This window comes from Pseudomonas sp. JZ134 (assembly GCF_051027695.1).
Classification (GTDB): Bacteria; Pseudomonadota; Gammaproteobacteria; order Pseudomonadales; family Pseudomonadaceae; genus Chryseomonas; species Chryseomonas luteola.
Window position 1 is genome coordinate 2,665,222 of record NZ_CP069250.1, and the last position, 19,723, is coordinate 2,684,944.

At 54.1% G+C, this 19,723-nt stretch carries 20 protein-coding genes; 2 read left to right on the forward strand and 18 right to left on the reverse strand.

Going from position 1 to position 19,723, the window contains the following annotated elements; genetic code table 11:
• Positions 1-133: 133 nt before the first annotated feature.
• From fabG to JQR86_RS12445, 5 genes are all read right to left on the reverse strand, one after another.
• Positions 134-877 (reverse strand): 3-oxoacyl-ACP reductase FabG, encoded by a 744-nt coding sequence (gene fabG, locus JQR86_RS12425; protein WP_074827461.1) that lies wholly within the window; start codon positions 875-877, stop codon positions 134-136.
• A 14-nt stretch (positions 878-891) separates the two neighbouring features.
• Entirely contained in the window at positions 892-1,830 is a 939-nt protein-coding gene (fabD, locus tag JQR86_RS12430; RefSeq protein WP_407363108.1) for an ACP S-malonyltransferase, read from the reverse strand.
• An 85-nt stretch (positions 1,831-1,915) separates the two neighbouring features.
• Positions 1,916-2,926: a phosphate acyltransferase PlsX gene (gene plsX, locus JQR86_RS12435; RefSeq protein WP_150347729.1), complete on the reverse strand. Its 1,011-nt coding sequence runs from the start codon at positions 2,924-2,926 to the stop codon at positions 1,916-1,918.
• 3 nt (positions 2,927-2,929) lie between these two features.
• Positions 2,930-3,112 carry a 50S ribosomal protein L32 gene (gene rpmF, locus JQR86_RS12440; RefSeq protein ID WP_010797729.1) on the reverse strand — a complete coding sequence of 61 codons (183 nt, stop codon included), beginning with the start codon at positions 3,110-3,112 and terminating at the stop codon, positions 2,930-2,932.
• A gap of 13 nt (positions 3,113-3,125) precedes the next feature.
• Positions 3,126-3,662 (reverse strand): YceD family protein, encoded by a 537-nt coding sequence (locus JQR86_RS12445; RefSeq protein ID WP_010797728.1) that lies wholly within the window; start codon positions 3,660-3,662, stop codon positions 3,126-3,128.
• Between the two features lie 120 nt (positions 3,663-3,782).
• On the opposite strand from JQR86_RS12445, the gene JQR86_RS12450 reads away from it, so the two are divergent.
• Positions 3,783-4,361 carry a Maf family protein gene (locus JQR86_RS12450; protein WP_010797727.1) on the forward strand — a complete coding sequence of 193 codons (579 nt, stop codon included), beginning with the start codon at positions 3,783-3,785 and terminating at the stop codon, positions 4,359-4,361.
• Positions 4,362-4,376: 15 nt separating this feature from the next.
• Here JQR86_RS12450 and JQR86_RS12455 read toward each other — a convergent pair whose 3' ends face one another.
• From JQR86_RS12455 to rluC, 3 genes are read right to left on the reverse strand one after another with little or no spacing between them, the layout of a single operon-like run.
• On the reverse strand, positions 4,377-5,354 hold the full coding sequence (locus JQR86_RS12455; RefSeq protein ID WP_010797726.1) for a S49 family peptidase: 978 nt from the start codon (positions 5,352-5,354) through the stop codon (positions 4,377-4,379).
• Positions 5,355-5,382: 28 nt separating this feature from the next.
• Positions 5,383-6,033 (reverse strand): HAD-IA family hydrolase, encoded by a 651-nt coding sequence (locus JQR86_RS12460; RefSeq protein WP_010797725.1) that lies wholly within the window; start codon positions 6,031-6,033, stop codon positions 5,383-5,385.
• Positions 6,026-6,979 (reverse strand): 23S rRNA pseudouridine(955/2504/2580) synthase RluC, encoded by a 954-nt coding sequence (gene rluC, locus JQR86_RS12465; protein ID WP_312271395.1) that lies wholly within the window; start codon positions 6,977-6,979, stop codon positions 6,026-6,028. The genes JQR86_RS12460 and rluC overlap by 8 nt, the downstream gene beginning before the upstream one ends.
• Positions 6,980-7,545: 566 nt before the next feature.
• Here rluC and rne point away from each other — a divergent pair.
• On the forward strand, positions 7,546-10,872 hold the full coding sequence (gene rne / locus JQR86_RS12470) for a ribonuclease E (protein ID WP_434153651.1): 3,327 nt from the start codon (positions 7,546-7,548) through the stop codon (positions 10,870-10,872).
• Between the two features lie 56 nt (positions 10,873-10,928).
• Here rne and murB read toward each other — a convergent pair whose 3' ends face one another.
• Genes murB through JQR86_RS12520 form a run of 10 tightly spaced genes read right to left on the reverse strand, consistent with a single transcriptional unit; the run spans position 10,929 to position 19,717 of the window.
• Positions 10,929-11,954: a UDP-N-acetylmuramate dehydrogenase gene (gene murB, locus JQR86_RS12475; RefSeq protein WP_219652998.1), complete on the reverse strand. Its 1,026-nt coding sequence runs from the start codon at positions 11,952-11,954 to the stop codon at positions 10,929-10,931.
• Positions 11,935-12,414, reverse strand: coding sequence for a low molecular weight protein-tyrosine-phosphatase (locus JQR86_RS12480; protein WP_010797721.1), 480 nt, complete (start codon positions 12,412-12,414; stop codon positions 11,935-11,937). The genes murB and JQR86_RS12480 overlap by 20 nt, the downstream gene beginning before the upstream one ends.
• Positions 12,414-13,181 (reverse strand): 3-deoxy-manno-octulosonate cytidylyltransferase, encoded by a 768-nt coding sequence (gene kdsB, locus JQR86_RS12485; protein WP_407363104.1) that lies wholly within the window; start codon positions 13,179-13,181, stop codon positions 12,414-12,416. Before kdsB ends, JQR86_RS12480 begins: the two co-directional genes overlap by 1 nt.
• The gene (locus JQR86_RS12490) at positions 13,178-13,363 is read right to left on the reverse strand and encodes a Trm112 family protein (protein ID WP_010797719.1); all 186 of its coding nucleotides are present in this window, start codon (positions 13,361-13,363) and stop codon (positions 13,178-13,180) included. The genes kdsB and JQR86_RS12490 overlap by 4 nt, the downstream gene beginning before the upstream one ends.
• Before the next feature lie 25 nt (positions 13,364-13,388).
• Entirely contained in the window at positions 13,389-14,387 is a 999-nt protein-coding gene (gene lpxK / locus JQR86_RS12495) for a tetraacyldisaccharide 4'-kinase (RefSeq protein WP_010797718.1), read from the reverse strand.
• A complete protein-coding gene (locus JQR86_RS12500) occupies positions 14,384-14,824 on the reverse strand; it encodes an ExbD/TolR family protein (protein ID WP_010797717.1) in 441 nt (146 codons plus the stop codon). Before JQR86_RS12500 ends, lpxK begins: the two co-directional genes overlap by 4 nt.
• Positions 14,821-15,459 (reverse strand): MotA/TolQ/ExbB proton channel family protein, encoded by a 639-nt coding sequence (locus tag JQR86_RS12505; RefSeq protein WP_019365918.1) that lies wholly within the window; start codon positions 15,457-15,459, stop codon positions 14,821-14,823. The genes JQR86_RS12500 and JQR86_RS12505 overlap by 4 nt, the downstream gene beginning before the upstream one ends.
• Positions 15,460-15,508: 49 nt before the next feature.
• Positions 15,509-17,740 (reverse strand): DNA internalization-related competence protein ComEC/Rec2, encoded by a 2,232-nt coding sequence (locus tag JQR86_RS12510; RefSeq protein WP_407363103.1) that lies wholly within the window; start codon positions 17,738-17,740, stop codon positions 15,509-15,511.
• A 56-nt stretch (positions 17,741-17,796) separates the two neighbouring features.
• Positions 17,797-18,480 carry a lipoprotein-releasing ABC transporter ATP-binding protein LolD gene (gene lolD, locus JQR86_RS12515; protein ID WP_219652995.1) on the reverse strand — a complete coding sequence of 228 codons (684 nt, stop codon included), beginning with the start codon at positions 18,478-18,480 and terminating at the stop codon, positions 17,797-17,799.
• On the reverse strand, positions 18,473-19,717 hold the full coding sequence (locus JQR86_RS12520; protein ID WP_407363102.1) for a lipoprotein-releasing ABC transporter permease subunit: 1,245 nt from the start codon (positions 19,715-19,717) through the stop codon (positions 18,473-18,475). Before JQR86_RS12520 ends, lolD begins: the two co-directional genes overlap by 8 nt.
• Positions 19,718-19,723: the final 6 nt, after the last annotated feature.

Here is a 19,723-nt window from a genome sequence, read left to right on the forward strand (position 1 = left end):
TGCAGCCGGACTGCGCGTAAGTGTATAGAAAGGGTTTTCAATATTTCAAGCTGACGCGACATCCTGACCTCTGAACTGACTTTTTGCTAGTCTTGAAAATTCACAAAAAGTCGTTCAACCCGTCAAAAATCGCTTAACTCATATACATTCCGCCGTTAACTGGAACAGTAGCACCTGTAACGTACGCAGCACTGTCCGTTGCTAAAAAGGCGACAACTTTTGCAATTTCTTCAGCTTGCCCTAATCGACCCAGTGGAATTTGAGTCAAAAGCGCTTCACGCTGAGCGTCTGGCAGCTCACGCGTCATATCAGTATCAATAAACCCTGGAGCCACGGCATTTACCGTGATCGCTCTGGAACCTACTTCACGAGCCAACGCCCGAGTAAACCCCTCAAGACCGGCCTTGGCGGCAGCATAATTGGCTTGGCCAACATTACCCATAGCCCCGACAACAGAGCCTATGCTGATGATGCGCCCCCAACGAGCTTTGGTCATCCCACGCAATACGGCTTTCGACAAACGGAACAGGCTGTTCAGGTTGGTATCGATTACATCGAACCACTCGTCGTCTTTCATGCGCAGCATCAGATTATCTCGCGTGATGCCCGCATTATTGACCAGAATAGCAGGCGCACCATATTGCTGCTGAATCTGTTCCAACGCCGCCGTCACCGAAGCGTTGTCTGCAACGTTCAGCACCAGTCCGGTGCCCTCTATACCATTGGCCTTCAGGCTTTCGCTGATACGGAAGGCACCGCTTTCGCTGGTAGCCGTACCGATCACGGTAGCCCCGAGGCGTCCGAGCTCAAGAGCAATGGCCTGTCCGATGCCACGTGTTGCACCGGTTACCAATGCGACTTTACCTTGGAGGCTCATGTTTTCTCCTTAAATCAAGCCAATGCTGCTTGGGTAGCAGCAAAAGCATCAGGCGCGTCAAGACTATAGGTCTCTATACCTTTGACACACCGCTTGTTCAAACCTGCCAGGACTTTTCCGGGCCCGCACTCTACCAGTTGAGTAACCCCTTTGTCCGCAAGCAGTTGAACGGACTCGACCCAGCGCACCGGACTGTACAGTTGCGCCAGCAGGTTCTGCTTCAGCGCTGTAAGATCTGCACTGACTCCGGCGTTTACATTCTGAACGACCGGAATGGAGGGCTGCTGCCATTGGATCGCGTTAACAGCCTCGGCAAAGCGCTCCGCTGCCGGACGCATCAACTCACAATGGGAGGGCACACTTACCGGAAGCGGAACCGCACGTTTTGCGCCACGCGCCTTGCATAGCTCGACAGCTCGCATCACTGCAGCTGCGTTACCTGCAATGACTACCTGCCCAGGCGCATTATAATTCACTGCGCTCACAACATCACCTTGGGCCGCTTCAGCACAGGCGTTAACGATATCTGCATCTTCTAGCCCCAGGATAGCGGCCATTGCGCCCTCGCCCGCTGGCACAGCTTCCTGCATCAGCTGTCCACGGCGCTCAACGAGCCTTACAGCGTCAGTAAAGGCCAGAGCACTTGCAGCAACCAGAGCGGAATATTCGCCAAGACTATGACCTGCCACATAAGAAGGACGTACGCCTCCCCTTGCCTCCCACAGTCGCCACAAGGCAATAGACGCCGTCAGAATGGCGGGCTGAGTCTTGTCCGTTTGATTCAACCGCTCTTCCGGACCTTGCTGAACCAGTGACCAGATATCGTAGCCAAGCGCATCAGAAGCCTCAGCAAACGTATCGCGTATCTGCGAATGTTGAGCTCCAATATCGGCCAGCATCCCCAAGGACTGTGAGCCTTGGCCTGGAAATACGAAAGCGAAAGAAGCAGACATAGTCGATCTCTTTTTAGTCTCATCAAAAGCCACAGCCTAACAGCATGCCGCAGCAGGTTCTTGGTTTGATGTCAGGCAACCGAGGTCAGTCACACTTAGGCACTGAATCCTCATAAAGGTCCAGAAAATTCGCCTTTATCAAGGCATCCAGGCGAAGTTCTACTGCCTGCACCGCTTGCTCTATCGCACGCTGAAAGCCGAACTCATCAGCACTGCCATGACTTTTAATAACCAGTCCACGCAACCCGAGAAAACCGGCACCGTTATGGCGGGCAGGCATCATCTCTTTTCGCAGACGATATAACAGGGGAGCAGCCAGGAGCCTTAGAAAAACAGGCGCCCCTTCCAACTGCTTGAAAAGCATGGAAATAAGCCCCTCGCTTCCTTTAAGCAGGACATTGCCAACAAATCCGTCACACACCACCACATCCGCTTCAGACCGGAACACTGCGTTCGCCTCGATGAAGCCGACATAGTTAAGGCGCCTGCACTTCTCCAGCAGAATTGATGCTTGCTGGACGACACTATTACCCTTGGTCGGCTCAACACCTACATTCAAAAGAGCGACTCGAGGTTCATGTATCCCTGTTGCTTTAGCAGCAGCGGCCCCCAGGCATGCAAACTGGTAAAGATTGAGAGCGGAACAGTCCAGATTAGCGCCAAGATCCACCAATACACATTGACGACCCATCACAGGCAGATGGGTATAGATGGCCGGCCTCTCTATCCAAGGAAGCGTATCCAGCGTCTGTCGAGCAAAGGCCATCAGGGCGCCAGTATTACCTGCACTAACGCATGCGTCAGCCTCGCCACTGGCAACCAGCCCCAGCGCAACCTTCATGGAAGAGTCAGGCTTGTTACGAAGGGCATAGGAAGGCTTTTCCGCCATATCAACGGCCTGAGTGGCTACATGGATACGCAGACGAGAATCATCAAATGAGAACTGACCGACATGGCCTTGGATGACATCAGGATCACCAACAAGGATCAACGTAACGGCAGGATGACTAGCGAGGAAGGAAATACAGGCAGGCACAATGCAGCGGGGACCGAAGTCCCCGCCCATTGCATCGATAGCGATGACAGGTGACGACAAGGATTACTCGTCGGAACCCTTGTCGATCACTTTACGACCACGGTAAAAACCGTCCGGAGACACATGGTGACGCAGGTGAACTTCACCAGTGCTCTTTTCTACAGACAATGCATTCGGCTCGAGCGCATCGTGGGAGCGACGCATATCACGGGCGGAACGGGATTTTTTGTTCTGCTGAACAGCCATAACTCATTAACTCCTAAACGTTTGGGTCACGCTTCAACTGCGCCAGTACGCTGAACGGGTTGGCTCGCTTTTCCTCGTCCGCGCTTTCTTCGGGCGCTTCAGGCGCTTCGAATCCTGCTGGATGATGGCAGATGCCGGGCTCATGAGTTGGAATGATTGGCAAGGCAAGCAAAAGCTCATCCTCAATCAAACCAATCAGATCCAAAGGCTCTTCACCGACTTCCAGTGCGTCATAACCTTTTGGCAACGCATCCGCCGACTGCCCTTCCCATAGCACTGCGTAATCGTACTCGCCGTGTACAGGAAACGCGCCCGGCTCCAGGCATCGCTGACATACCATTTGCACTTCAGTATCCAGTGCGCCATGAATGACGACAAGCCTTTGCTCATCACGGAAGAACTCGAGGACGGCCTTCACCGTTCCCTCAGTGCTCGACAGCTGCTCGCAAAGACGTGGCAAACTAGATACCGGCAGTTCACCCCGAAGCGTGACACCGCGATCAGCCAGTTTGCGTGGATCTACGTGAGGTGGAAGTGGCCCATTCAACATAAGCGCGCCATTATAGAGACGACCTCAGGCCTGTCAAAGGAAATTAGGCAAAGGATAGTATCCTTTGCTGACTTTTGGTCGGTTAGACCGACGATTCTGCGTTCACAGAGACTCATTATAATGCTTCCGTTACTGCTCGCTTCAAGCTCACCCTATCGACGCGAACTGCTGGCTCGCCTGAAACTAAACTTTACATACGCTTCACCTAATATAGACGAAAGCTCTCATCCAGGCGAAAGCGCTCGTCATTTGGCTATGCGACTGGCTGAAGCCAAGGCCCGCGCGCTGGCGCCTAATTACCCCAACCATCTTATTATTGGCTCCGATCAAACCGCCTCGCTTGACGGCCAGATACTTGGCAAGTCTCTGACATACGAGCGCGCCCATAAGCAACTGTCGAATGCCAGCGGAAAAAGCGTGACGTTCATGACCGGGCTCGCGCTGCTCAATACTCAAACCGGAACCTGCCAGCTGGATTGCGTACCGTTTACCGTTCATTTCCGTACGCTGGAAAGCGATCAAATCGAGCGTTACCTCAATATTGAACAACCCTATGACTGCGCTGGAAGTTTTAAAGTCGAGGGACTGGGAATTACCCTTTTTCGCTCTACCGAAGGAGAGGACGTGACCAGCTTGATCGGCCTGCCGCTTATTCGGCTGACCGATCTCCTACTCAATGAGGGCGTGGTAGTACCCTAGCATCAGCCTCTCAACTTATCGCAACACAGGTCCCTGCCACCCCACCAGCAATGCCAGGCGCTCCGCCACACTGGTCCCCAGGCGCTTGGCAAAGCGGTCGAATGGGCTCTCCTGAACGGTGTAATCCACAATCTTTTCTTCACCAACCACCTCCCGAGCCACAAAGCTGGCACTGCCCAGGCCATCGATTAGCCCCAGCCCAAGCGCTTGCTCTCCAGACCATACGAGCCCGGAAAACAACTCAGGATGACCCTCGACCTTCAAGCGATCACCACGCCCCTTTTTCACGCTATCGATAAACTGCTGATGTGTAGTATCGAGCACCTGTTGCCAGAAGCGGGTCTCCTCTTCTTTAGCAGGCTGGAAGGGGTCCAAAAAGGCCTTGTGCTCACCGGATGTGTAAACGCGACGCTCAACGCCTAGCTTATCCATGGTTCCGACAAAGCCAAAGGATGCTGCCGTTACGCCGATTGAGCCCACAAGACTGGCCTTGTCAGCATAGATGGCATCGGCAGCACTGGCGATGTAATAGGCGCCCGAAGCTCCCAGATCAGAAATCACGGCATAAAGCTTGATGTCAGGATGCAATCCACGCAGACGCTTGATCTCGTCATAGACATAACCTGACTGCACAGGACTGCCTCCTGGGCTATTGATACGAAGGATAACGGCTTTGGTACCTTCGTCTTTAAAGGCATCGCGCAGTGCTCCAACAATATTGTCGGCACTCGCCTTCTCATCAGCCGCAATGGTTCCCTTCACCTCAATAAGCGCCGTATGGGAACCCTCACGCGAGGCTTCTCCCTTGAGCCCGGAAAAAGGAACAAAGAGCGCCAGCATGATAAAAAGATAAGTAAACGTTAGGAATTTAAAAAAGATTCCCCAACGACGTGCCCTTCTTTGCTCATGCACGCTGGCCAGCATCGCCTTTTCGATGAGCTTCCAGCTTTTTTCATCCGCCGGGCGATCCGACGCTTTCCAATCATCTGCCATTGGTAGTCCTGCTTGGTTCAATTAATCGTTACGCATCCAACCAGACACGCAACTCCTCAAAACGATCAACCACAAGCGTTGGCTCGTAATTACGCAGCACCTCAACTGGCTGAGCACCGTAACTGACTGCAACCGAGGCCATTTGCGCTCTGCGAGCCATTTCAAGGTCGAATGGTGCATCCCCGATCATCAGCGCCTTTGACGGATGCACCTGACAATGCGCCAAGATCTCGTTAAGCATTAACGGATCCGGCTTGCTGGCCGTTTCATCAGCGCAACGCGTTACGTCAAAGAAGTCAGCCAGCCCCTTGGCTGCAAGCACCCTATCCAGCCCTCTTCGGCTTTTACCGGTAGCAACAGCCAAACGATAGCCTTTGCGCCGAAACGCTGCCAAGCCTTCAGCCACACCCTCGAAAAACGGAGAAGGCTCTTGCTCACGCATAACGAAATGATCGCTATAACACTGACGAAAACGCTCCACAGCTCCTGGCGTCATCTCCGGGTAAAGCGTCTGGATGGCCTCTGGCAAGCCCAGCCCGATAATGGACTTAATCGATCGATCGCTTCGAACGGGGAGCCGAAGGTCGGCGGCAGCTGCCTGCATAACGTCCACGATGCGACCAACCGAGTCAGAGAGCGTCCCGTCCCAGTCAAATACCAGCAAGTCGTAATTAGGCATCCAATCGACTCAATGTAGCCGCCCAGGTCTCATCAACAGGAGCAGTCAGTTGCAATGTTTCCCCATCGGGGAGCGGTACATTAAGACTGGCAGCATGAAGAAACAGCCGCTTCCCGCCCAAATCCCGAATCTCCCTGGAAAACGCCTCATCACCGTACTTAGGATCCCCTGCAATGGAATGACCTGCGTGCTTGGCATGAACACGAATCTGGTGAGTACGTCCTGTGACCGGCTTTGCCTCTACTAGAGTAGCGAAATCACCGTAGCGTCTGAGCACTCGAAATTCCGTGAGAGCGTCCTTACCCTCTAAATTGACTTCAACCATCCGCTCACCGGAACGCAAGTTATTTTTCATCAAAGGCGCTCGAATCTGTTTTTTTGCTGCAGGCCAGTGACCACGAACCAGCGCATGGTAGCGTTTGTCGACTCCATCTCCACGCAAGGCCTCATGCAAATGACGCAGCATGCTGCGCCTCTTGGCAATCATGAGCAGACCCGAGGTATCCCGATCCAGGCGATGAACCAGCTCAAGGTCTTTGGCATCTGGACGAATCTGACGAAAGACCTCTATAACGCCTAGGCTGACACCACTCCCTCCGTGAACGGCAATACCTGCAGGCTTATTGATAACGATCAGTGTCTTGTCTTCATAGACAATCGCAGCCTCCATCAACTCGGCAAGCGCCTGGGAGACAGGTGCAGGTCCATCTTTTTCAGGCAAACGCATAGGAGGGACACGAATGATATCGCCGGCTTGCAACCGATAATCCGGCTTTATACGCCCCTTATTAACACGTACTTCACCCTTGCGAAGTATTCTATAAATGAAGGTTTTCGGCGCACCTTTGAGCAAAGTACGCAGATAGTTATCGATACGCTGGCCAGCCAGCTCTGAAGAAACTTCGAAGAGCTGTACACCATTGTTGGAAGAAGTAGGATTAGTCATTGCTACATAATAGCAATTTCCACTTAATTGAAGCACTTAATGGTTGCTGTTATAGTCCCGGAAGCCAATAACCCTGGCATGACACAGCGATTGTAAATAAGCTCCCTGTCATAAACATGTTCAGTGGACGTCAGGCCGTCCTTCGAGTGGTTCGTATGGCTATAAGCAGTACACGTGCCACTTAAAACAAAAGCCTTATAAAAACACCGTGCCCACTGTTGAAGGTGAGTACAAAAAACAACCGCTCCGGATTCTGCGAGCGGCACCAGGATTCCTGAAGGATACGTGAAGGGTGGAGATGTACCGCTGTTGAACTGTGTAGCCGGTAATGCCTGGCTTAGACGCTTATTCGTCCGCTTTTGACAGCTTATTCCTCCTCCTGACTGTTTGACGTTGCTGCTGTTACGACAGCAAGCAGGAGACGTAGTCGCGGCTCGGCATACAACCGAGTACTGCTGGACACGAAGGCGGATGGCTCCGCCTTTGATACGACCCCAAGCACCGACCCTCGGCGAGTCGTGTGTGCCGAACGCCGTTTCCGGTAGCCCGGAAACCGACGGTATTACATGAAAAGAATGCTCATCAATGCCACGCAGCCTGAAGAGCTACGTGTTGCGTTAGTAGATGGCCAAAAACTATTTGATCTGGATATCGAGTCAGGGGCTCGTGAACAGAAAAAGGCCAATATCTATAAAGGCCGCATCACTCGTATCGAGCCCAGCCTCGAGGCCGCATTTGTCGACTTCGGTTCAGAGCGTCACGGCTTTCTCCCTCTCAAAGAAATCTCTCGCGAATACTTCAAGAAAGCGCCAGAAGGTCGCATCAACATCAAGGAAGTTCTGTCCGAAGGGCAGGAAGTCATTGTTCAGGTTGAAAAAGAAGAGCGTGGCAACAAGGGCGCTGCGTTAACTACCTTTATCAGCCTGGCTGGTCGCTATCTGGTTCTGATGCCAAACAACCCACGTGCAGGTGGCATTTCCCGCCGTATCGAGGGTGAAGAGCGCAACGAGCTGCGCGAAGCCCTGAATGGACTGGATGCCCCAGCCGACATGGGACTGATTGTCCGCACAGCAGGCCTTGGCCGCAGCACCGAAGAGCTGCAGTGGGATCTGGACTACCTACTGCAGCTCTGGTCCGCTATCAAGGAAGCCTCTGTCGAGCGTAGTGCGCCTTTCCTGATCTATCAGGAAAGCAACGTCATCATTCGAGCCATTCGTGATTATCTTCGCCAGGATATCGGCGAAGTGCTTATTGATAGCGTAGAGGCTCAGGAAGAAGCACTAAGCTTCATTCGTCAGGTCATGCCTCAGTACCAGAGCAAGATCAAGCTCTATCAGGACAGCGTACCGCTGTTCAATCGATTCCAGATCGAAAGTCAGATCGAAACTGCCTTTCAACGTGAAGTAAAGCTGCCCTCTGGCGGCTCGATTGTTATCGACCCTACTGAAGCGCTTGTTTCGATCGATATCAACTCTGCACGCGCTACCAAAGGTGGCGATATTGAAGAGACAGCCCTGCAAACGAACCTAGAAGCGGCCGAGGAAATCGCTCGCCAGTTGCGTTTACGGGATATCGGCGGCTTGATCGTTATTGATTTCATCGACATGACACCGGTGAAAAACCAGCGCGCCGTTGAGGATCGCATGCGGGAAGCGCTTGAGGCTGATCGTGCTCGAGTACAGATCGGTCGCATTTCTCGATTTGGCCTTCTAGAGATGTCCCGCCAGCGGCTACGCCCCTCTTTACGCGAGACGAGCGGCATCGTCTGCCCACGTTGTAACGGTCAGGGCATTATCCGAGATGTCGAGTCCTTGTCGCTTGCCATTCTGCGTCTGATTGAAGAGGAAGCACTCAAGGATCGGACAGCAGAGGTTCGAGCACGCGTACCCTTACAGGTCGCCTCGTTCCTATTGAATGAAAAGCGCAACAGCATCACCAAAATTGAACTACGTACACGGGTTCGCATCATCATCCTACCGGATGATCACATCGAAACCCCGCATTTCGAAGTGATACGCCTGCGTGATGACAACCCGGATCTTCTGAACGGCCAGTCCAGCTATGAAATGACTCACAGCGAGGCCGAAGAGATCCAGCCCGCAAGCGCTACACGAACCCTTGTTCGCCAAGAAGCTGCAGTCAAGGTCGCACCCGAGCGCACTCCGGCACCTCAGGTCGAAGCACCCAGCAAACCTGCTCATCAGCCGGAGCCAAGCCTCTTTAAGGGCTTAGTGCGCTCCCTGGTCAGTCTGTTTGCTGGCAAGACGGAAGAACCTGCCGCTGTAGCCGAAACTGCCCAGCCCAATGGCGAAGCACGTCGTACTGATGAGCGCCGCAATGGTCGTCAGCAGAATCGTCGCCGTGACAACCGTCGCGATGAAGAACGCAAGCCTCGCGAAGAACGTCAGTCGCAGGCCCGTGACAATCGCGAAGAGCGTCCGACCCGTGAAGAGCGCCAACCGCGTACCGAGCGCCCTCCACGCGAAGAGCGTCAGGCCGCTCGAGAAGAACGTCCTACCCGTGAAGAACGCCAACCACGTGAAGAGCGTCAGCCACGAGCAGAGCGTCAGAGCCGTGAAGAACGCCCTGCCCGCGAGGAACGTCAGCCACGCGAAGAGCGTCCCGCCCGTGAGGAACGCCAACCACGCGAAGAGCGTCCTGCCCGTGAAGAGCGTGCAAACAAGGACGAGCGCCCTGCCCGCGAGGAACAACCCAGCCGCAGCGAACGTCCTTCCCGCGCCGAACGCCGTCAGACCAGAGAAGAGGCCGAAACACGTCAGGATGCAACAGTTGACGCCGAGCAACTGAACGACGAAGAGCTGAACGATCAGAATGATGATCAAGACAGCGATGAGCGTCCACGCCGTCGCTCCCGCGGCCAGCGTCGTCGCAGCAATCGCCGTGAACGTCAGCGTGACACTCATGGCGAGTCAAACGACAACGAATCTGTTGCCTTGACGGGAGAATCCAACACTGAATCTCTTGCCAACGCCGCTGTGGTTGCCGAAGTGGTCAATGCCCAAGCAGCTGAAGCCACAACCGTAACGGAAAGAAACGGGCCCAAACAGGAAAATCAGACCCAGGCGGAAGCAGAAGCAATCGTTGCCCAGGATGTTTCTGCACCTAACCACACTGAAGAGCAGCCTGTCGTTGCGGTAGTCTCGCACGAGACTACTTTGAAAACTCATCAGACGGTAGCGGTAGTAGGGGTTGAAGCTCCTCAAGCCGAGGAGCCTACCCAGGCAGTCAATGAAACGGCGCCTGTGCAGAAAGAGAAAGCCGCATCCCCCGTGGAGGTCTCTTCCGAGGCTCAGCCCCTCGTTCAGGCAAGCGAAGACACGCCTGACATTGGAGCACAGCCTAAGTTAACCCCACCGGCCGTTGGACGTGCGCCTAACGATCCCCGTGAGCGTCGCCGCCGTCAGCGTGAGGCTGAGCGCTTGGCGCGTGAACAGGAGGAAGCTGCAGCAGCACAGGCCGCAACATCTGTCAGCCTGACTACTCCTCCGGCAGCTTCCTTGCCAACTGAAACCCCAGCGCCTGTAGAGCACGCCTCTCCGGTCCTGGCTGCCGACTCAGAACCCGTTGTTGAAGCCGCCCTCCCCTCTGGCATTACTCAGGCACAAGAGCGCTTGGAGAATGTACATGTGGAAAAACCACTGGATGAGCCCTCGAAAGAAAGCCAGCCTGCCATGACGGCCGAGATTGTTATGCCAAGCTCGGAAAGCTTGAATCAACTGCCAGCACAAAGGGTTGAGTCTGCCGAAATTCCTGCAGAGCTTGCCCTGCCAAAGCCAACAGTAGAGCAGCAACAACCTCAGCAGGATGCTGTGGAAGAGCAAAAGCCATCTGAAAGCGAAGAGGAAAAGCAGGCGCCTAAACCGCAGCCCTGATACCTCAACAAATAAAAAGGGATGCATATGCATCCCTTTTTATTATGCCGTTACCGCTAATTCAGCGCTCCGGGCTCCATCTCCAACAGGACAGAAAACCGACTCTCGATATCAGTGCGAATTTGCTGAGCAAGATCAAGAATATCCTTACCCGACGCTGTACCGTAATTAACCAGGACAAGCGCCTGCTGCGCATGAACGCCTGCGTCCCCTTCCCGAAAGCCCTTCCAGCCAGCCTTATCAATTAACCAACCCGCTGCAAGCTTTACCTGGTCATCCGTGACTGGGTAAACGACCAGATCGCTATAGCACTCCTTAAGTCTTGTAGCCAATTGATTTGAAACCACAGGATTTTTGAAGAAACTGCCCGCATTGCCCAACATGGCAGGGTCAGGCAGTTTTTCCCGTCGAATACTAATAATGGCCTTGCTTACTGCCTGGGGAGACGGATCATCAACGCCCTGTTCCACCAAGCGCTGGCGAACAGGACCGTAATCCAGACGCAAAGTACCGTGTCGATTTAGATTGAAACGAACCCGCAATATGACCCAACGGCCAGGCTCCTGCTTGAATCGGCTTTCTCGATACCCAAAACAGCACTCTTCAAGGGTAAACTCGCAAGTCTGGCCAGTTTTGCGATCCAATGCCGTTAAGCCATGAAACACATCCTTTAGCTCAACACCATAGGCACCGATATTCTGCATGGGAGAGGCGCCCACAGTACCCGGTATGAGACTCAGGTTCTCCAGCCCGCTCAGCCCCATACTCAATGAAGTCTCGACTAGCCCATGCCATGACTCGCCTGCCTCAGCCTCAACGATCACACGGCCTGAGGAGCCCTCCTCAAGAAGTCGGATCCCCTGACTACGCATGTGCAGCACCAGAGCCTGAACATCTTCCGTAAGCACCAGATTGCTGCCTCCGCCCAAGATATAGAGCGGCACATCCTGCTTGTCGGCAAACGCCATAGCCTCACGAACATCATTATCCGTGTAAGCCTCTGCATAGAAGCGTGCCCGCACATCGAAACCAAATGTATTAAAAGGTTTAAGACAAACCCACTCACGTACAGTAAGGCTCAAGTGGCCCCCTTACCTCATGCACAAGCGCTTCACATGCCTTTTCAAGCAAGTCAATAACATGCTTGAAGCCAGCAACTCCGCCAAAATAGGGATCCGGCACTTCATCCTGCTCAAGACCATAACGGCGAAGCAAAAGATCCACTTCAGCTGAAGCGTTGGAAGGACGAAGCCTGGACAAAAAGGCCATGTTCTCATGGTCCATCGCCAAGATAAGGTCAAATGAGCGAAAATCTTCAGCCGTAATCTGTCGAGCCCGCAGACCTGAAAGATCATATCCTCGCTTAGCACCTTCCTGGATCGAGCGAGGATCGGGGGCTTTACCGACATGCCAGTCGCCTGTTCCCGCCGAGTCGACAACAATACGGTCAAATAGGCCAGCCTTGACAAGCTTGTCGCGAAAGATGGCCTCGGCCGTAGGGGAGCGGCAAATGTTGCCCATGCAGACAAACAGAACACGCATTATTCGCCTCCCAAGACTCGGCGAACCCGCTCCAGATCTTCAGCTGTATCTACTCCGGCCTCTGGTGACTCAATGGCATCTGCTACATGGATACGCACGCCATGCCAAAGTGCACGTAGCTGCTCCAAGGCTTCAGCATTTTCAAGCCAGCATGCACCCCAGCGCACAAAGTCCTTCAGAAATGCTACTCGATAGGCATAGATACCGATATGACGTCGGTACGGCACGCTTGAGGGCAAGATATCGCGGCTTGTGACAAACGCATCACGCGCCCAAGGCATAGGCGCTCGACTAAATGACAAGGCCAGACCATTCTTGTCGCTGACAACCTTAACAACATTCGGGTTGAATAACGCGGCGATATCATGAATGGGCTCAGCCAATGTGGCTATGCCCGCCTCGGAATGAGCGGCAAGATTCTGAGCAACCTGATCGATAATGGCAGGCGGAACAAGCGGCTCATCCCCCTGAACATTCACGATAATGGCATCGTCCGGGAGGCCAATAAGTTCGGCTACCTCTGCCAGCCTGTCCGTACCTGAAGCGTGATCAGTACGCGTCAGCAGCGCATGTGCACCGAAACGCTCGCAGGCTGCCATGATGTCGGAATGATCTGTAGCCACAACCACCTGACCGGCTGCGCTCTTACTGGCCTGTTCCCATACATGCTGAACCATGGGCTTGCCTGCAATATCCTGCAACGGCTTGCCGGGCAAACGGCTCGAAGCAAAACGCGCAGGAATGACTACGGTATAGGAGACAGTCATTTATCCAGACGCTCATCAACGCTGAGGACACGGGCTTCGCTTTCCAGCATGACCGGGATGCCATCCCGGATAGGATACGCAAGCCCTGCGGCCTTGCTAATCAACTCAGTCTTGTCTTCGCTTAGCTTGAGCGGACTTTTGGTAATAGGACAAGCCAGGATGTCGAGAAGCTTGAGATCCATAAGGAATCCTTGTTGGGTAAATAAGTTATTGAGCCTGTAACAGGTCTAGCCGTCTGTCCAGCCACGAAACAAAAGCTGCTGAAGGCTGAGCATCAACCGCAAGATACCACCAATCAGGAGCGGCAAAGGCTCTGCATTTGACGGCATCTTTCTCAGTCATTATCAATGGTAAAGCCGGCTGAAAGCGTAGTCGCTCAGAGGTATAAACTGCATGGTCGGCGAATGGGTGGGCAATGGGTCGCCACTGCAATGCTTCGAGCGTCTTGAAGAAGCGATCAGGATTACCAATCCCAGCCAGTGCGTGAACCTCCTGGCCAGGAGAAAAATAATTGAGAGGCCGGCGCTCACCTGATACTAGATTGATCAAGGCCGTTGGTTTCAATTGAACCGAGTAGCCATCTTCCGTATCGCTGGTGCCACCATTATAAAGAATGGCGTCAACGCTTAGCAGTCGCTCAATAGGCTCTCTAAGTGGCCCCGCCGGAAGACAGCGCTTGTTGCCAAAGCCCCTTGCCGCGTCAACCATGACAAGTTCAAGGTCACGTGCAAGCGCATAGTGTTGTAGACCGTCATCACTGAGGATGAGATCCAGCGACTCGGTTCGCAGCAACTCCTGAACCGCAGCAGGACGATTCGGAGCGATGACAAGCGGAACCCGGGTCCGTTGAACAATAAGCAAAGGCTCATCACCCGTTACCGCAGGCAGCTGCTCCGGCATTACCCGCCAGGGAAAATGTGGAGGTTTTGCACCATAGCCCCGGCTTACCACACCGACTCGCAATCCACGACCGCGGCAGTGCTCGATGAGCCAAAGGATCATCGGAGTTTTGCCCGTTCCACCTATTGTGAGGTTTCCCACGACTAGCACAGGAACAGGTGAAACGAAAACACCCTTGTCGCTCTCCAGAAAGCGCCTACGCTTTCGTCGAGCAACGTGACAATACAGGGCCTCCAAGGGTTTCAGTACATTCAGGGCCGGATGACCACGATACCAAGCCCTGAGAAGCCGTGAGGAAATACTCACTGTTTGTCTGCCTGAGCCTCAACCGTTGTGATGCGGATTCGTGAAAAGCCCAGCTTTCCAGCGGCATCCATTGCCGTCACCACTGATTGATGAGGCGTGCGGCCATCAGCAGAGATGATCAGTGGCACGCTGTTATCCCCACCCGACTCACGCTGCAATGCAGTCATGAGCGAAGTCAGATCACCTTTAGCCAACGTTTGATCGTTCAGTGAAAAGACGCCGTCTGCTGAAATGCTGATTTCCAAGTCCTTGGCAGCTGCTTCGGCAGGTTCTGCACTTTGCGCCTCAGGCAGCTCCAGTTTCAACTGGCTCGGCTTGTTGAAGGTGGTGGTTACGACAAAGAACAGCAACAACACGAATACAACATCGATCAGTGATGTCAGGTTGACGTAGGCCTCGTCTCTAGCTGCCCCGCCTGATCTACGCCGAAACTTCACGCTTTGGTACCTTCCGTGACGAAGTCTACTTCACGATCACCCTGAACGACTTCAACCAGCTTGATGGACTCTTGTTCCATGGAGACAATCAGTTCATCGACACGACGCAGCAGGAAGCGATGGAAGAATACGGCAGGAATAGCCACGATCAGACCAGCCGCCGTGGTCAGCAAGGCCTTGGAAATACCGCCAGCCAGAACCGGAGCGTTGGCCAGACCGCTTTCCATGAAAGAGCTGAAGATCTCGATCATGCCAAACACCGTGCCTAGCAGTCCCATCAAGGGTGCCATGGCAGCAATCGTACCCAGGGTATTCAGATAGCGCTCCAGATCATGCACGATGCGGCTACCAGCCTCTTCAATGGCCTCTTTCATGACTTCACGGCCATGACGGGAATTGGCAAGCCCTGCAGCCATTACCTCACCCAAAGGCGAATTGGCGCGCAACTCCTTAAGCTTCTCGCTTGTGAGCGAATTATCTTGCAGCCACTTCCATACCTGAGCCAACAGTTGCGGCGGAACGACACGTGCACGGCGCAGTGTCCATAACCGCTCGGCTACGATAGCCATGCCTACAATAGAACTCAGAATAATTGGCAGCATCATCCAGCCGCCTGCTTTGACCAGTTCGAACACGCCCTGAACCCTTTCCTTAAAAGTGCGCAACTCTATCATGAAGCGCCAATTATTTTTCTTGCCAGAAATAACGCTTCTGACGAGCGCCTTGCGGCAAATCATGCTTACCGAGGGTAAATGATATTGCACCGTTCAAGGCTGTATCGTAAATCCGGACGCCATGACGTTCATAACGACTGATCACTTGTGCATGTGGATGGCCAAAGTTGTTGTGAATTCCCCTCGAGATCAAGGCATATTCAGGTTTTACCAGACTGACGAAACGCTCGCTCGAAGCCGTTCGACTGCCATGATGAGGTGCCAATAACCATTGAGCCCGTATATCCCGCCCAGATTCAACGAGGCGACGCTCGGCCTTTTCGTCTATATCACCGGTTAGCAAAAGGCGCTCGCCTGCTGCTTCTACCATCAGCACGCACGATGCAGCGTTTCCCTTCATCAAGGGGCTAGGCTGCCAGACAGTAAATAAGACTCCCTCCCACACCCAGCGCTGATTATCTTCGCAGGGTGTCGGATGCAAGCCAGGAGGAAGCCGCTTCACTTCCCCGCTCACCACCTTGTCCACCTTCAAGGCGCTGAAAACAGCAGCGGCGCCTCCTGCATGATCTGCATCCCCATGACTGATCAACATCATGTCTAGATGACTGACGCCTGTAGCTTTCAGGTTGGGGACTACCACCCTTTCGCCAGCATCATAGCTTCCGCTAAGCGGCCCAGCGTCGTATAGCATGGCGTGGCCTTTGGTCTGTATGAATACAGACAACCCCTGTCCGACGTCGAGCACGGTTACCTTTGCCAGTCCTGACGCTGGTCGGGTCACTGGCGGCCAGAACAACGGAATCAGCAGAAATACTGCCAAAGGCCTGACCGGCACCCCATCGGGAGCCAGCCATAGCAACACACCCAGCATGCCTAAAGCGACAGCCCACGCAGGCACCCATGCTCCCTGCCACGCAGGAACCAGTGCCGACACGTACCCGAGAAATGCGAATAAACCATCAAGGGTCGCGCCTGAACACCACAGTAGCAACTCGCCTAGGGGAGGAATGATCAGAAGAAACACGGTACCCAGCAAGGCGGCTGGCACCACTAAAAAGTCTACCCAAGGCACGGCAACAAGGTTAGCGATCGGCCCCGACAGACTGACAGGCAGATCCAGAGCCAGTAAAACCGGCGCTAGCCCGACTGCCATCATCCATTGGGCCCGCCCCCAACTGCGCCAAGGATTCCATTGACCCAAACGGCCGCCAAAGATCCATATCAAGAGACCTACAGCGATAAAAGACAACCAAAAGCCTGCCGTAAGGCTTGCCAGCGGCTCAGCCACCAGCACAGCCGCCAAGGCAATACCTACCGGTACCCATGCCCCCAGGTGACGAAACCGTAATCGCCATAGTGTAATCAGCGCGATCATGACGCAGGCTCGTCTTACAGGAACGTCAAAGCCTGCCAGAAATCCGTATCCTACCGCCGATACAAGCGCAGACAGGCAAGCAACAGGAAACCACGGTATCCGGACAGGCCAGTAGCCCAGACGCGCCAATCCGGCGATCAGCGCAAATACAAATCCCGAAAGCAGCGTAATGTGCTGACCGGAAATAACCATCAGATGCGTAGTGCCTGTGGCCTGTAAAAGCTGCCAATCCCGAGTCGAAACGCCTGAGCTGTCGCCCAGAACCAATGCAGCCAGCCCACCGTTTCGCTGAAAGGCGTCAAGATGCAATAGCCGCTGCCTTAATGCGTCTCGCCAGGCATCCAAGGTGGCCTGACGGGAAAGTCGTTGCCCTGCCTTAACGACACCGCTTGCACCGATTCGATGAGCCAGCATCCAGGCTTCGCCATCCATTCCCCGGAGATTGTGGAGCCCGCCCGGCTTTTGCAACTCTACAGCGAGACGCCATTGCTCACCTGATCGTACGGCAGGCGCATTTGACCAGGAGACCCGGATACGGCTTGGTAAAGCCCCTCGACGGCTCTGCGCATCTTCCACAAGAAAACGCGTCGAACCTTCGCGCAATTCAGGAAGCCCTACAACTGTTCCCTCAAGCCAGACTATTCTTCCGTCCAGACCATCATCCAGTCGCTCATCCAGCGCCCAATGAGCCGACAGACAGGCCCAGCCAAAGCCTATCAAGAAGGCACCTGCCACGTAGACACGGGGCAGGAACATCAGACCGAATGCCACTATCAAGCAGGCAACAAGAGCCTCTCGATCAGGCAATTCGGGTAGAAAGCGCAGCACCAATAGGCCTGCAATGAACGCAACGATCCCTGTGCGCATGACTCCGCTCCATCGAAGCCCAAGAACAACAACCCGGCATCCTGCCGGATTCAACCTTATACGTCAGCCAATTGTCCGTCAGCTAATTTCAAACACCGATCCATCTGCGCTGCGAGCGCCAAATCATGCGTCACTATGAGGAAGGCTGTGCTCAGCGAGTCACTCAACTCAAGCATCAACTCTTGGATACTGTGTGCAGTATGCTGATCCAGATTGCCTGTAGGCTCGTCCAGCAAAACAACCTTGGGCTGATTGATAAGGGCCCTGGCTATCGCGACCCGCTGCCTTTCACCACCCGATAATTCAGCAGGCTTGTGACTCAACCGATGCCCCAGCCCCACCCGCTTAAGCAGTTGAGCGGCACGCTCCCGCGCCTCCGAGATTGGCGTAGCGCCAATAAGCAGCGGCATGCAGACGTTTTCCAATGCACTGAATTCCGGGAGCAAGTGATGAAACTGATAGACGAAGCCCATGGCACGATTGCGCAATAGACCGCGCGCTTTCTCACCCAGTCGGGAAAGCTCTTCGCCTGCCAACCAAACACCGCCCTGAGACGGTGTATCCAGGCCACCCAATAGGTTCAGTAATGTGGTTTTGCCTGAACCAGAGCTGCCTACAATGGAAATGCGCTCACCTGGCTGAAGATCCAGATTGACCCCTGAAAGAACCTCGACGATCTCAGGGCCTTCGACATAGCGTTTGCCCAGATCAACGCAACGCAGCACGGCCTCGTTAATCATATCGCAAGGCCTCGGCAGGCTCTGTGCGCGACGCACGCCAGGCAGGGTAAAGCGTAGCCAAAAAACTCATGCACAACGCGGCGCAACAGATTAGCGCTACATCTTCTAGCTGGAGCTCAGACGGCAGGTTACTGATGAAGTACATGTCAGAGCCAAATATCTTATGCCCGACAATACGTTCAAGGGCTGAAATCCACTGGCTTACATTAAGCGCAGCAATAACACCCAGGACACCGCCAACAAGCGTGCCGATAACTCCAATCACCGTCCCCTGCACCATGAAAACAAACATGATCTGGCGAGGCGTAGCGCCCAATGTACGCAAGATCGCAATATCTGCCTTCTTGTCGGCAACAACCATGATCAGCGTGGCGATGATGTTAAAGGCCGCTACCGCTACGATCAGTAGAAGCAGCAGACCAATCATGGTCTTTTCCATGTTCATTGCCTGGAACAGACTTCCCTGAGTACTGGTCCAGTCCTGCGCCTGATAACCCGGCCCCATGGCATTAGCTACTTGACGGGAATACTGTGGCGCCTTGAACAGATCATCGAATGCCAGACGAACGCTCTGAACGAGCCCTGGCTCCCATCCTTTCAATGGAGCGGCGTCCGCTACATTGATAATCCCTAGGGAACCATCAAGCTCTGCACCGACCTTGAAGATACCTACCACAGTAAAGCGACGCATCCGTGGCGTGATGTTGCCTGCCGCAGAGGTTACCTCAGGGACGATAACGGTGACCTTGTCACCCATACCCAGCTGGAAGCGATGAGCCGTGATCTCGCCAATAACGATGCCAAACTCACCCGCTCTCAGGTTATCCAGCTGCCCTTGAACCATGCGATCACCGATGATCGAGACCTTGGGCTCCAGCTCAGGATCAACGCCATCCACCAACAGCGGCTGCATGCGTCCGCGCTGGGATAGCATGCCCTGCAGCTGGGTATAGGGAACCGCAGCCAATACATGGGGCTGCTGCACCGCCTTGTCCGCTACGCTTTTCCAGTCCGAGAATGGCTGCTCTGCACTAATGGTTGCATGAGGCACCATTCCCAGGATTCGGGTACGCATCTCCCGCTGGAAGCCGTTCATGACTGATAGCACCAGAATCATGGCTAATACGCCCAGCGTCAGCCCGATCATGGAGACCAGCGAGAAAAATGAGATAAACGATTTACGGCGCTTTGCCCGTGTATATCGCAATCCAATGAAAAGAGATAAAGGTCTGAACATTTCGCC